General features: G+C 52.6%; 8 protein-coding genes and 1 tRNA gene. 2 read left to right on the top strand and 7 right to left on the bottom strand.

Annotated elements, in window-relative coordinates; translation table 11 throughout:
* The first annotated feature begins 11 nt into the window (after positions 1-11).
* The gene (locus ACZ5PT_RS19060) at positions 12-2168 is read left to right on the top strand and encodes a 3'-5' exonuclease (protein ID WP_464264601.1); all 2157 of its coding nucleotides are present in this window, start codon (positions 12-14) and stop codon (positions 2166-2168) included.
* 135 nt (positions 2169-2303) lie between these two features.
* On the opposite strand, the gene ACZ5PT_RS19065 is transcribed toward ACZ5PT_RS19060, so the two are convergent.
* From ACZ5PT_RS19065 to ACZ5PT_RS19095, 7 genes are all read right to left on the bottom strand, one after another.
* Positions 2304-3683 carry a hypothetical protein gene (locus tag ACZ5PT_RS19065; RefSeq protein WP_464264602.1) on the bottom strand — a complete coding sequence of 460 codons (1380 nt, stop codon included), beginning with the start codon at positions 3681-3683 and terminating at the stop codon, positions 2304-2306.
* A 99-nt stretch (positions 3684-3782) separates the two neighbouring features.
* Positions 3783-5816: an ATP-binding protein gene (locus tag ACZ5PT_RS19070; RefSeq protein ID WP_464264603.1), complete on the bottom strand. Its 2034-nt coding sequence runs from the start codon at positions 5814-5816 to the stop codon at positions 3783-3785.
* 95 nt (positions 5817-5911) lie between these two features.
* Positions 5912-7675 carry a two-component system sensor histidine kinase NtrB gene (locus tag ACZ5PT_RS19075; RefSeq protein WP_464264604.1) on the bottom strand — a complete coding sequence of 588 codons (1764 nt, stop codon included), beginning with the start codon at positions 7673-7675 and terminating at the stop codon, positions 5912-5914.
* 89 nt (positions 7676-7764) lie between these two features.
* Entirely contained in the window at positions 7765-8796 is a 1032-nt protein-coding gene (gene selD, locus ACZ5PT_RS19080; RefSeq protein WP_464266769.1) for a selenide, water dikinase SelD, read from the bottom strand.
* An 81-nt stretch (positions 8797-8877) separates the two neighbouring features.
* Positions 8878-10794 carry a selenocysteine-specific translation elongation factor gene (gene selB / locus ACZ5PT_RS19085; RefSeq protein ID WP_464264605.1) on the bottom strand — a complete coding sequence of 639 codons (1917 nt, stop codon included), beginning with the start codon at positions 10792-10794 and terminating at the stop codon, positions 8878-8880.
* 3 nt (positions 10795-10797) lie between these two features.
* Entirely contained in the window at positions 10798-12210 is a 1413-nt protein-coding gene (gene selA / locus ACZ5PT_RS19090) for an L-seryl-tRNA(Sec) selenium transferase (protein ID WP_464264606.1), read from the bottom strand.
* Positions 12211-12320: 110 nt separating this feature from the next.
* Positions 12321-12521: a hypothetical protein gene (locus ACZ5PT_RS19095; RefSeq protein ID WP_464264607.1), complete on the bottom strand. Its 201-nt coding sequence runs from the start codon at positions 12519-12521 to the stop codon at positions 12321-12323.
* Between the two features lie 145 nt (positions 12522-12666).
* On the opposite strand from ACZ5PT_RS19095, the gene ACZ5PT_RS19100 reads away from it, so the two are divergent.
* A tRNA-Ala gene (locus ACZ5PT_RS19100) sits at positions 12667-12742 on the top strand.
* Positions 12743-12755: the final 13 nt, after the last annotated feature.

Consider the following 12755-nt stretch of genomic DNA (forward strand, 5'->3'; position numbering starts at 1 on the left):
ATAATTTCCGGATGAAACCGAGCGTTAAATACTGGATATTTCTCAGCGCTTTGACCTTTACTGTCTTCAGCGTCATCTTCGTCAGCTTCACTGGCTCCTGGTACAGCCTCAACGAAGCGGAACAGGCAACGATTGCCAAGTTATCAGACAAACTCCTGCCCTTCCCCTTTATCGGTTCGCTGATACTCTGTGTCATTCTCAGCTTACTGGTCAGTTTCCTCTTCCACAACTACATCATTCCCATCTTAAAACTTGCAGAAAGCACCCAATTGATCTCAGCTGTCAATCCCGAACATCGGATTGAAATTAAGCAGGGTGCTAAAGAAATCCATTATTTAACCAACATCATCAATCAATCAGCGGTGGCGTTTGCAAAGTTGCAGCGTGATGTTGATGAACAGATTAGCGAAGCGCAGAGTAAACTCGCTGAAGAACGGACTCGCCTAGCAGCCCTGATGTCAGAGATGCCGCATGGAGTTCTCGTCTGTAACACCGACGGTCAGGTTCTGCTATACAATCAACAAGCCCAGCAACTCTTCCAAAACAACCAGCAGCATGATGACAGCAATAAGATGCAAGGAATCCTTGGACTGGGAAGATCAGTGTTCAGTATTCTTGATCGCGATCCAATCGTTCACGCTCTAGAGATGCTGTACAAAATCCACCAATCCGGACGCAGCAAACAGGTCAATAACTTTATGATGACCCTGCACGATGGACTTTGTTTGCGGGTCAACATGGCACCGGTTCTGCTGGAACAAGATGAAAAAATGATCATTTCCGGCTTTGTCCTTACCCTGGAGGACATGACCAGCCAGATCGAATCAGATATCCGCCGCGACATGTTGATTCAGTCACTTACTGACGATCAGCAAGGGGCGCTGCAAGAGATTCGTGCCGCCATCACAGTCATCCTCAACCAGCCTGACCTTGATGCGGAGCAGTTGCACGGCTACCGACAAGCCATTGATCAGGCCTCTCAGCTGTTGCAGACAAAAATTTCCCAGGCGCGCTCCAACTATGTCAGCCATCTGCACTCACTGCAGAAAACCGAGAATGTCTTGGCCAGTAGCCTGCTTGAAGTTATCAGCAAAAATATTTCCGACCGCTTTTTCTTGCGCGTCACCACCCAAGCGGCAGATTCAATCTGGCTTCAGCTCGACAGCTACTCAATCATGCAAGCGATTTCGCAACTGGTCAGCATGCTGCTGGCCTGTTCAGAAATACCGGAACTGCTGATGACCCTGACCCTGAACGAGACAGAGGAAGTTGAACTGGCCGTTGCCTGGCCGGAAACATTCGTTGACCCACAGCTGTTGATTGACTGGAAGCAGACCCCCTTCACGACCGACGCCCAGGGCAATCTATTAACCTTCAGCGACATCATCAAACAGATGTACGGCACCATTCATTCGCTGGCTCACACCAAGGATGCCTGTAATGGTGTGTTGTTTGTGTTCCCGCAACAAAAAGACGAACTGCGCATGTCGATGCAGGTCGAGCTTGAACACCGACCGGTTTCCTATGAGTTTGATCTGTTCAATCGCGCAGATTGGCAAGAATTGGGGCAGATGCCGTTGAATAAACTTATCTATGTGGTTTTCGACACCGAAACTACCGGTCTGAACCCTTCGGAAGGGGATGAGATCATCCAGCTCGGGGCGATCCGCATCGTCAACGGCCAGTTACTCTTTCACGAGGCGATCGATCAACTGGTCGACCCAAAACGCCCGGTACCACAGTCATCGGTCGACATCCACGGCATTCAGCCGGAACTACTGCCAGGGCAACCGACCATCGACAAGGTGCTGCCGCACTTTCATCAGTTTGCCGAAAACTCGGTCCTGGTCGCTCACAACGCCGCCTTCGACATGCGTTTTTTACAGCTGCAAGAGGAAAAGACCGGGATCAAATTCAACAACCCGGTTCTCGACACCTTGTTGCTGTCGTCCATTATCCACCCAAATCAGGACAGCCATTCACTTGAAGGACTGGCGGAACGACTGAACGTGACCATCGTCGGCCGACACACAGCCCTTGGCGATGCCATTGTCACCGCCGAAGTCCTGCTGAAGATGCTACCGCTGTTGCAAGCAAACGGCATCCACACCCTGGCCGACGCTTTGGCCGCAGCAGCAAAATCACCGTTTGCCAAGGTCAGCTACTAAGATCACGGAAATCTATCGGTATGGCATTAAGATTAAATAAACAAAGCCCCCTGTTCCAATTTGGAGCAGGGGGCTTTGTTTGTGCAGTACGTATTTTTGCTACATCGTCAGCAACTTAGAAACAAACTAAAATACTCACCTTAGATGAGCCGTATGACAAGAGGCGGTGTTCGGGATAAAGCAGGAGGTTTTCTGATTCATCCCTTTTGTAAAGTCGCGGATGACCGGAAAAGTAATCCCTGGGGCAACGGTTATTGTGTACGGTTCCAGCAGACTGTCGGAACCAATCAGACGACCAAAAGAACTGCCATGCGGCACCGGAGTATGGCAGGCGACACAGGCAAAACTGGTGTCATAATCGGAATACGGCAGCAACGTGCCCACTACTGCTTTATAACCGCTAGAATGGCCAATTTTTTGATGTGGGTGGGAATGTCCCATACCATAGTTATTAAGGGTGTGGCACTTGGCGCAAAGCAGCTTGGTACTCCAGCTGTTGAGATTGTTATTTATATCAGCCAGAGTCCACAACTTTCCTCCCGCCGGTTTAAAGGGCCAGGTCCAGCTCCCTTCCAACATAAACTGATTGGTGGATGCATGTGGGCCCGCCGGACTGGAACTGTTATTACCATGACAATCGGAGCAGTACATGGTCTGGGTCCCCATGTTCAGGTTCCACGGAGCCTTCATTCTGGAGCTTTCAAGAGCCCGCGGGAAAGAAGAACCGGTCTGGTCGTTCAGTGTCATCCGAACCGGGTGCACCGCACCATTCGCCTTACTGAACTCCATCGCTTGATCGGTGATCAAGACACCGGAAGGCCCGGTAAAATTAGCGATGCCAGTGGCCGCCTGCAGAGCGTAGTAAGAGTGACATTTAAAACAGATCTGATATTCCTTGGTCGCCGGGGACACTTCACTAAACCCCAAAGGCGGCAACCAATCGGGGTCCGTGTTCGGCTCAACCCCCCAGGCGCCGAGCAGGACACCGGAAACAGCATTGCTGGTCGCGGTCCGGGGAATACCGACAGAGGTCTCATGGGTGTCCCCCTGAACGGTATGTGGTTCATGGCAGTCGGAACACTCCGCGTGCCGATTCAAGCCGCGAAAGGGAAGGCCATCCTGGCCTTTTTCGTCAATCGACAGGGTGTGACGGTCAGCATAATCAGTGACCGGATGTCGATACTGCTTTAAAAACTCAATGGCAATATTTTTTGTTGCCGGGCTACCATCGTGACAGGTCCCACAGAGATTTTCTTCAGCAGCAAAGCGTAAGGAAGGATTTTGTGCCGACCCGGCAGGCAAAGGTTCATTGCCACCGAGGCTGGAATGCTGTTCGTGACAATGAGAACAATTGCCCTTAGCAAAAACATCATACTTCAGATCGATACTGGAACGATCAACACCGGTTGTCGAATTACCGTGCGCAGAATCGGTGTAAGGCCCAGCAGCCGCAAAACTGGAAAGACCAAATGTCATTGCAACGACAAGCAAACAAAGCAAATTCCGTGCTGGCATCTATCCGCCTCCCCAATTACGGCTAATCACAAAAAACCAAGGACTATTAAAACTAACAAGCATTTACAGTGACAATTGACCACAATTCCTACAGCAAACTCAGGATCCTGTCAATTGCCGGATTATCTGCTCGGCCACCGAACTGGCGGTCATCGGCTTGAGCAAACAGGTATCATCAGCGGTGCACAGGTCAACCAAGCCACTACCTTCATCATAGCCAGTCATAAAGAGAACCGGGATCTCGGGATTAAGCGCGCGGATTGCCGTTGCAAGCTGCTGACCGTTTAATTCCGGCATGTTCCGATCACAGAGCAGCAGATCAAAATTGTCCGGTTGCTGACGAAACAATTCGAGCGCTGCGTTGCTGCTGCTACTGCCGGTCACCTTGAAACCGAGACCGCCCAAACCGTCAATTAACATCTCGACAATATCGGCTTCATCATCAACCAGAAGAATCCGCTCTCCCTTTCCTTGGGGTGTCGGCGTCAAACCAGAGGAGACAACCGCGGCATCAATAAGGGGCAGATAAACCTGAAAACAGCTCCCCTTACCAACACAGCTTTCCACGTCAATAGAACCGCCATGACTATGAATAATTCCATGAACCACCGACAGACCAAGCCCCGTTCCGGTGCCACTCTTTTTAGTCGTAAAGAAAGGTTCAAAGATCTTCTCTTGAGCCGCCTTATCGATACCGCAACCACTGTCGTAGACCTTAAAACAGACATAGTCTCCAGTGACACCACCAAACGGCTTGCCGGCGGAAGGCGCAACCTTAACCCGCTCAAGGGTCAAACGTAGAACCCCTTCGGTATCATGCATCGCCTGCCAGGCATTGGTACATAGATTCATGACCACCTGATGCATCTGTATCGGATCGGCCTCCACCATCAGATCTTCATTGGGAACTTGCACGTCGATAGTAATATTTTGCGGAACAGTAGGCTGCAGCAATTCGAGAACCTCGCTAACTATCTGCTGCATGCTAACAACCTGGTAGGTCTGATCCGACTGACGACTAAAATCAAGAATCTGCCGCACCAGCCCTTTAGCGCGCTCAGCGGCACCAAAGATCCGACCGATATCTTTTTTCAATAGCGGAGAAATATCAGGCCGCTGCTGCGCCAACTCGGCATAACCGAGAATCGGGGTCAACAGGTTATTAAAATCATGCGCAATCCCACCAGAGAGATGACCGATAACTTCCATTTTCTGCGCTTGCCGTAACTGTGCCGCAAGAAGATCCTTTTCCCGCTCAGCAGCAATCCGTTGCCGGATATCCTCTTTCAGCAGGCGATTCGACTTCTTCAACTCTGCCGTCCGATCAACAACCCGCAGTTCCAGCTGACTGTTGATTTCCTGCAGACGTTCAGCCGCCTCAAGCCTCTCATGATCACGCTTAGTCAGCATCTTTGCACGAACCAACAAGCCTGCCAAACCAGTGACCCAGAGCAGGAGATGACCGATGGCCATACGGGTATGACTGCTTTCTAGCAGGGCCAGACTGTGAACCATATTTATCGAAACACTGATTCCACCGCGAATCTGACCAACTTCGTACTTCTGTTTAGCGTGACAGGGAAGGCAGGCCTCTTCGACCAGCAGTGGCCGCATCAGGCGCAACACAAGTTTGTCGTCAAGTGCTTCAACCGAACTGACCTCTGCGACGCCAGTCTCAAACTCAAGCAACGCCTGGCGTTCCCAAGTATCTGGCTCATTTTCTGGGCGTAGCGGTTTGAGGCTGGTGAGATGCCCATAAATGCCGAGTCGGTCGAAACTGAGTTCATTGGCTTGGCGGGTCATGTAAGCAGGATTCATCAGGGTCAACGCAACCCCATCGGGTGTCACAATATCCCGTTCCGCAACATCAAGGTAGGGGTTGGGGGGAGTCTCCTCCGAAACCGGGACGTAAACCGTCCCATGAGTGGAATTCCAAAAACGGTAGAGAACATCCTTTTCGTACGCGGTTCTGGCCTGCACCCGGACCAGATTCATCACCTGCTCGGTAGAAATCTGCTTGATCCAGAAAAAGGAAGCCAACAATAAAAAAGTCCAGCAAATCGCAACGATCCAACAAAACAACTGATGCTTTTTTACTTTGGCGCCGGTCACCTTTCCGCTCACATTGTCCATATGCAAATTCCCTATAGCCACAAGCAGCTTATCTCTTCAGGCGACACAATCCAGACAACAATGTCGCAACAGTCGATAGCCTGATGTAAAAGAAATCAGCCTAACAGCTGCCCACTTTGCCGAAATGGAATCGGCAGACAGATCCGAAATTTGGTCCCAGTCCCAACGACACTGTCAATCAACAAACGACCTCCATGCTGCTCGACAACCTGACGCACAATATAAAGGCCGAGACCAGTCCCCTGCCCTTCCGCCTTGGTGGTAAAGAAAGGTTCAAAAACCTGTTCCAGTTGCTCGGCAGGGATCCCCGGGCCGTTATCCTCAATTTCGAAAAAGACCTGCTCCGTTTCCAGATAGCCGCTGCGAAGAGTCAGCTCACCGCGGCCCTGCAAAGCGTGAGCGGCATTGATTTCAAGATTACGGATCAGCTGCTCGAGTTGATGGCTGTCACCAGCGATTAACGGCAGGCTAGAATCCAGCTCTTTGCTGATCGAAACGTGCTTAAGCAAACCACTGGTGGAAAGTAACTCAGTAACGGCTTCAAGTAATTGATTAAGGTCAAGCGGGCCGATGTTCGGCTGCTGTGGTTTACCCAAGGTCAACAGGTTATTGGCATGCAACTTTAGCTGGTCAGCCTGACTGATCATGGTGGTCGCACATTTAGCAACAAAGGCCGCATCTGCGGCACGACCTTTGAGCAGCTGCCCATAGCCGAACAGACCGGTAATGGCATTATTGATTTCATGACCGATGCTGCTCGCGATGAGGGTAACACCGGCCTGCTTTTCCGCATCCAGAGCCTTACGCCGCATCAACTGCCGCTCCGACTCGTCCCGCAAAATGGCGGTGACCATCTGCGAGCCATTTTTCCCAGAAGCAGCAACCGTCAATTCCAGCGGGAAAAGATCGCCATTGGCCCGCCGTCCCTGCCAGGCATAAACCCGCTCATCATTGGCCTTGCACTCCTGAAACGCACCATTGATAACAGCCTGACATTGCTGATGGCTCTCAGCGGCCATCAGTTGCACCAATTGTTTTCCGGCCAGCGCACTGACAGGGTAGCCGAAGATACGTTCAACCGAGCGGTTGCAAAGAACAATCTGCCCCTCTCGGTCAACCGCCAGAATACCGTCCTGAGCAGACTGGATCAGGTTACGGAATTTGGCATCGGAACCAAGAATGGCTTCGTGTTGCTTTTCAATTTTCCGCGCGGCACGCCATACGAGGGTAAAAAGAGCTAAAAACAGGAAGGTAAAGCTGCTAATGACAATGCACCAGACAATCCGCTGCTGGCGATCAAACTCGACATAGAGAGGATCAAGGTTACGATAAACCTCAAAAACAACGTCTATCTGGTTACTTCCGGGAAATGTGATCGGCACATAAAGTTCGAGAAGTTTCTTTTTACTATTCTCATCCTCCAACTCATGCTCACTTTCCTCTCTTTCATGCCCCTTCCAGGTGAGTTCGACGACCTTTTCGCCGGTGGCTAAAACATCCGCGACACCGTGGTTATCGGCATAGCGACGACCAACCATCTCAGGCAGATCGGCCCAGATCACCACTCTGTCACGATTCCATATCTTGAGCCGGACGAGGTTCGGCCCCAGACTGAGCTGCTTAATTCTGGCAGAAAAGGGAAGGTAAGATTTGCCCAGTTTGGGCTCGAGAAGTTCCTCGGCCTGCAGCTCACGAAGGACTTCCTGGGTCACCACGGCGGTGGTCATCTCTTCGGCATGCCGGATCAGATTTTCCTCCAACAAGTGGTTAATGGCCAGATTGAGCATAATCCCGAGTAGAACCAGAACCACCAGACAGATAAGGGAGAACTTTTGCAGTAAATTCAGTTTTTGCAGCATGCAGACCTCAAGTCATAGATTACTCTCCCCAAAAGCATAAAAAACAAAACATCAAATCAAAACAAAATCGATACCTGCAACGACCGGCATCAGCCTATCAGTTGCAAACGACCGCGTGGCTCGGCGATCACCTCACCAATCAGATAAGCCGGAACAAACTCGGCGGTTAAACGCTGCATCAGCAACTCAACCTTTTCCGCAGACACGGCGATCAACAAGCCCCCCGATGTCTGTGGGTCACTGAGCAGATCAAGCGAAAACTGCTGGCAGTGCTGCTGTCCATCGACCCGTGAAAAATAGAAATCGCGATTTCGGTAAGAACCTTCCGGCACCAGACCGATCTCTGCCATTTCAGCGGCCTGCGGATAAGCTGGTAATTTTTTCATATCGAGCCGCAATCCGACCTCGCTCGCTTCGGCCAACTCAGCCCCATGCCCGACCAGGCCGAAACCGGTAATATCGGTACAGGCGGAAACGCCAACTTCCAGCATCACCGCTGCCGCCTGCTTATTGAGCATCACCATGCCAGCGATTGCCGCATTGATGTCGGCTTCGGTAAGGACTTCGCCTTTGAGGGCCGTGGCCAGCAAACCTGTTCCGAGCGGTTTGGTCAGGATCAACTGATCACCGGGGCGACAACCACAGGTGGTCACCATCTTTGCCGGATCAACAATGCCCGTCACGCTCAAACCATACTTGGGCTCATCATCTTCAATAGAATGTCCACCGACAATCAAAGCACCAGCCTCTTGCACCCGTTCCGCGCCCCCCTGCAGAATTTTGACCAGCACATCCGGGCCGAGCTGGCAAAGGGGAAAAGCGACTAAATTCAGCGCGGTCAGTGGCGTTGCTCCGACAGCGAACAGGTCGGAAAGGGAATTCGCCGCCGCAATCTGGCCGTAGAGATAGGGATCATCCACCACCGGGGTAAAGAAATCGACCGACTGGACCAAGGCCTGCGAGTCGCTCAAGCGATAGATAGCGGCATCGGCAAACGGGATATCCTGCGACAAAAGAGCAGGATGATTTACTTGTGGGAGCTGACCCAGTACCTGGGCCAGGGTCTCAGGACCTATTTTGGCAGCTCAACCTGAGCTGCGTGACAGGGCGGTGAGACGCATGTTTTTTTCCGTCACTAACGTGTCCTTTTGGATAATGAATTTTTATTCCAAGTCAACAAACCAAGATAAGCGGTCAAATAACTACGCAACGTCATCCGGCAGATTCCAGGCAACGCGCTGTTCTCCAGTACGTCGCGTATACTTACAGCTATCGAAATACTCCAGCAACGCCTGTATCAGCTTGCGATTACTGTCAAGCCGATCACGAAATTGCGCCAGCGTAAAAGAATCCTGCTGCTTAACCAGCTCCTGTAAAACCTGGAGGGCCTGACGGTAGCTATGATTATGCAAATAGCTCTCCTGATTTAAACGAATTAATGATTTTTCTAACATCAAGTAGGCAAAATAGGGTTCGATGTCGATCCCCTCCAGACCGAGTTGACTGACCACCTCATTCTGGTTTTTGACCTGCATCCCTTCCTTGCGGTAGTGCTGTTCGAGCTTATTGAGTATCCGCAGCTCATCTTCGGTCGGTTGCGGTTGCCAGCCCGGCGTCATCACCAGATCACCATTCAGGGCGATCTCACCCGTTTCAACGACTCGCTGCAGTAAAACCTCGAATCCTTTTGGCGCTAGCTTCTCCGCCAGTTTAACCTGCAAAGTCGCCCGCGGGATACCATGGCTGAGACGATTTCGCTGCAGGTAATCGGCAACCAACTGCGGCATCCGCTGCCGCCAACTACGAACCCGTTCGCTCACCACCCACTGATCGGCTAGAACTTCCGCCTGCCCCATCTCGGCCAGCTTTTCCAACCCGAGCCGCAACTCTTCGCGACCGGTGCCGGTATGTTTTTCCAGGTCGCGCAAACGGGTAATTTCCAGCTGATCCAATTTTTGTAACCAGAAACCAAGGTTCCCCGAGGAAAGATCGGTAAGACGCTTGATAACATCAGGACGAAAACGCCTGTGCTTCTGCGGTTCGACATCTATCACCATCCCGCCACCAATAGTCAGCATCGGCGAATAGGAGCGGATGATGAAGCGGTCGCCACGATGCGACAGCAGCGGTTGATCGAACGTCAGTTGCACAAAGGCTTCTTCACCGGGAGCCAGCTCGTCGCGGTCAAGCAGAACCGCCCGGGCGACGGTGCGGGCCGTGCCAAGATGAAAATGCAGCGGATCACGGAACTTGATCGGTCGGGGTGCTTCTTTGAGCAGTTGCAAGCGCACATCGATCCGCTGACTGGCGCGAAACAGGCCGGCGGTTCCGACCACCGAGCCGTGTGGCACCTGCTCACGGGAAATACCGGAGAGATTCAACGCCACCCGCTGTCCAGCCAGCGCTTGCGTGGACTGTTTACCGTGCACCTGAATCTCTCGCACCCGCGCCTGAACACCGGCCGGAAGTAATTCGAGACTGTCGCCCGCCGCGATGCGACCACTATTGAGGGTTCCGGTAACCACCGTACCAAAACCGCTGATACTGAAACAGCGGTCGACCGGCAGACGGACCGCGCCACCAACTTCGCGCAGCGGAACGCGCTGCAGTTGTTCGCGAATCGTTACCAGCAAATCTTCGAGGCCGTCGCCGGTGATCGATGAAACACGACAGCAGGGGGCGGTATCAAGAAAGGTCCCGGAAACTTGTTCACGGATTTCCTCTTCAACGATATCGAGCCAGTCCGGTTCCACCAAGTCGCATTTAGACAGAATAAGAATGCCGCGCTTGACCTGCAGCAGTTCCATGATCTGCAGATGCTCACGGGTCTGCGGCATGACTCCTTCGTTGGCGTCGACCACCAGCAGCACCAGATCGATTCCAGCGATACCGCTGAGCATCTGCGGTATGAACTTTTCATGCCCCGGCACATCGACCACCCCGGCCACCTGCCCCTGCCCCAGATCCAGCCGGGCAAAGCCGAGTTCGATGGAAATTCCGCGTTTTTTCTCCTCCGCCAGTCGGTCGGTTTCAATCCCGGTAAGTGCCCTGATCAGGGCCGTCTTGCCGTGGTCGACGTGACCGGCGGTACCAATAATATAATGGGCATGTTGCGTCACGCTTTAACTCTCTCCACCGATGGCGGCCAGCAACAATTGTGCAAGCAACCGATCCTCTGCTTCGTTCACCGCACGCAGGTTGACCAGCAGGCTGTCATTCTGCACCCGGACCACCACTGCGGGCTGATAACTGCGCAAACGCCGCGCCAGGGTATCGACCGAGAGCGTCTCTGATTTTATCTCCACCGCCCAATCGGGCAGTTCGACCAGCGGCATGGAGCCACCACCGACCCGGGAAAAGTCGGCGACCAAGGACAAAACAACCGGCAAATCCTCGGCCTGCAACCTCTCAAGCAACCGCTGACAGCGTTGCTGTTGTTCTTCGGCTTTGGCGTTAAACATGCGCAAAATCGGTAACTTCTCAAGCGCCACATCCGGCTGCAAATATAGCCGCAAGGTGCTCTCCAGGGCAGCCAAGGTCAGCTTGTCGATGCGCAGAGCGCGGGCCAACGGATGCCGACCGATCTTCTCAATCAGATCCTTGCGGCCAACAATCAATCCAGCTTGCGGTCCACCCAGCAATTTATCCCCGCTGAAGGTCACGACATCGACACCAGCTTTAACCGTTTCGGCCACAGTCGGTTCGTAAGGCAAACCGAAGCGGGTCAGATCGCAGAGCATGCCGCTGCCCAGATCTTCCATCAGAATCAGATCGTTCTCCCGCGCCAGCGGCACCAGCTCGCTGGCCGGAACATCACTGGTAAAGCCGACGATCCGGTAGTTACTAGTATGCACCTTAAGCAGGATTTTGGTCTGTTCGCTGATAGCCTGCTGATAATCGCGCAGATGGGTGCGATTTGAGGCCCCAACCTCGCGCAGCATCAGCCCACCAGCTTCCATCACTTCGGGAATACGAAAAGCACCGCCAATTTCGACCAGTTCGCCACGAGAAACGATCGCCTCGCTGCCCTTGCCCAACGCGGTCAAAGCCAGCAACACGGCGCCGGCATTATTATTAACCACCAGTGCCGCCTCGGCACCGGTCAGCTGAGTCAAGAGACGCTCAACGTGGCTGTAACGCTCACCGCGTTGACCGGAGTCCATATCCATTTCCAGAGTCGAGTAACCTTCGGCGACAGATTGAATCGCCTGCAGGGCTTCCTCGGCTAACGGCGCACGGCCCAGGTTGGTATGCAGCAACGTTCCAGTTGCATTGATCACCTTGCGCAAGGAAGGTTGTAACAAGGGTTGGCAAAGTCGGGCTGCAGCGATTGCAACCTGTGCCGGCTGTAATGCTTCAACCGTCTGGGCGGCTTTTCCCGCTAACAACTGGCAACGCAAATCGGCAACAGCCTGCTGGGCCGCAGCGGCCAAAACATCATGCGGCAAGCAGGTCAACAGATCCTGCAAAGCCTCTTCGCGCAAGACCCGATCAACCGCCGGAAGTGACCGCAATAACTCTTGCTGACCGCTCATAGGACACCCTCTTCGACAAAGAATTAACTATCTGTGAATTCAGCGCAGAACTGTACCATGATGATGCGAAAATGACCATATAGTCAAACGGATGGCGGGGACTTTAATCTTCAGAAAAGGAGCTTGGAGACAACCTCAAGGTCGATAGCGCGGGGGTCAGTCAGCAGGTGAGAAACAAATGCCATGGAATAGGCCAGGGCGGCCAGCAGCAAAAGAGTCGGGACCACATCGACAAACAGATGATAGAGCCCGCTGCGCAGAGAGTTTTTCAAGTTCAAACTAACACAAGATCCTATCCTGACAGTCTTCATAGCAACACTCCGACGGAAAAGCGACAAAGGTCTTATCGACCGGTCCAGCACAAAACATTAGCCCAACCTTACCTTCCAGTAGAGAATTTATTTTTCCTGTTGACACCCGGAAGCCGAGTTTGCTATAAATCGCCAACCTTTTAATGGGGCTGTAGCTCAGTTGGGAGAGCGTTTGACTGGCAGTCAAAAGGTCCGCGGTTCGATCCCGCGTAGCTCCACCAAAAAATCAAGGGT

Source organism: Desulfuromusa ferrireducens, from assembly GCF_055389805.1.